This is a genomic window from Betaproteobacteria bacterium, from assembly GCA_016791345.1.
Taxonomy (GTDB): domain Bacteria; phylum Pseudomonadota; class Gammaproteobacteria; order Burkholderiales; family JAEUMW01; genus JAEUMW01.
Genome location: JAEUMW010000049.1, coordinates 1 through 1554, shown reverse-complemented (window position 1 = coordinate 1554; position 1554 = coordinate 1). Strand labels below are relative to the sequence as shown.

Below are 1554 nucleotides of genomic sequence, written 5' to 3'. Positions count from 1 at the left end.
ATAGCCCTTGTCCAGCCGCGGCAGGCCCTTCAGGCGCGCGATGTCGAGCAGCACGCCGCGCGTCACCACCGGCGGCACGGTCTCCATGCCGAAGCGGTTGAGCCCCCATGCCTCCACCACCTGCCGCGTCGTCCAGCCGTTGTAGAAGCGGTCGCCGATCTGGATGTGGCCGATGGAGTCGAGCTGCGTGCCGACCTGGAAGGTGCCCGCCTGGATCTCAGTGATCCAGTTGATCGCGTTGCGTCCCCAGCCGCCGCTCGCCGCGTCGGGTCGCCGCGCGTTCACCAGTGGTGCCGATGCATCCACGGTCTGGTGCCAGTAGCGGCCGGGAAACTTGGGTGTGTTGTCGTCGAGCACGCGCCCGAGGTCCACCACCTCGCCGCGGCGCACGAGCCCGACACCCGCACGCACTGCCGCGGGCGTCACCTCGTTCAGCGTCCCGATCTGGTCCTCGCCGCCGTAGCGGCTCGGCCACCACGGCTGCTGGTTGTCGGGCAGCGGGCCGTCGAGCGGCGCCGGCGCTGCGGCCGGTGCCTCCCCCGCGAGACACGCGCACAACAGCGCGGCCGCCCCGGATACGCTCAGGCGCAGCATCGCGCTCAGCCCCCTTCGCGGAACTCGGGATACAGCGTCATGCCGCCGTCGACGTACAGCGTCGCGCCGGTGACGTAGTCCGAGTGGTCGGAAGCGAGCCATACCGCGGCGCGGGCGATGTCGCGCGTCTCGCCGACGCGGTAGTACGGGATCAGCTTGAGCAGCGCCGCCTCCGCCTCCATCGTTGCCCAGGCCGAAGTGTTGATCGGCGTCTTGATGGCGCCAGGCGAGATCGCGTTGATGCGGATCTTGCGGCCGGCATATTCCTGCGCGAGCGTCTTCATGAACATCGACACGCCGCCCTTGCTCGCCGCGTAGTTGGCGTGCCCGGCCCACGGAATTACGTCGTGCACCGAAGACAGGCAGATGATCTTGCCGAGCGAGCACGAGAGATCCGGCAGCGGGCCGCGGCGCAGGAACTCGCGAATCGCCTCTCGCGCACATAGGAACTGGCCGGTGAGATTGACGCCGATGACCCGCTGCCACTGCGCGAGCGACATCTCGTGCAAGGGTGCGTCGGCCTGCAGGCCCGCGTTGTTCACCAGGATGTCGATCGACCCGAAAGCGTCGATCGCCTGGCCGAACATCGACTGCACCTCGGCCTCGTCGCCCACGTCGGCGCGCACGGCGATGGCGCGCCCCCCCGCTGCTTCGATGTCCTGGACGATGGCCTGCGCCCGGTCGTCACCCGCCACGTAGTTCACCACCACCGCGGCACCGGCTTCCGCCAGCCCGCGGGCGATGGCTTCGCCGATGCCGGAGTTCGCGCCCGTCACCAGCGCCCGCTGTCCTTCGAGGGTCGTCTCGCGGATGCTGATCTTGTGCATCCGCGTTTCACACACGTCGCATGCCTGGTTCATGTTTGCTCCTCAGCGCGCGAACTTCGTGCGGATCAGGTGGTCGAGGGAGAGCTTGCCGGGACCGTGAAACAGGGTCACGAACAGCAGGATCCCCCAGTAC

3 protein-coding genes are annotated in these 1554 nt (G+C 68.7%); all 3 read right to left on the bottom strand.

Translation table 11 applies throughout. The annotated features are described in order from the left end of the window. The coding region (locus JNK68_01740; GenBank protein MBL8539070.1) for a cyclase family protein at window positions 1–594 on the bottom strand (594 nt) is incomplete at its 3' end. A 5-nt stretch (window positions 595–599) separates the two neighbouring features. After that, on the bottom strand, window positions 600–1421 hold the full coding sequence (locus JNK68_01735) for an SDR family oxidoreductase (GenBank protein MBL8539069.1): 822 nt from the start codon (window positions 1419–1421) through the stop codon (window positions 600–602). Between the two features lie 42 nt (window positions 1422–1463). Next, window positions 1464–1554, bottom strand: a 91-nt coding sequence (locus tag JNK68_01730; GenBank protein ID MBL8539068.1) for a DoxX family protein, incomplete at its 5' end; no start/stop codon positions are given.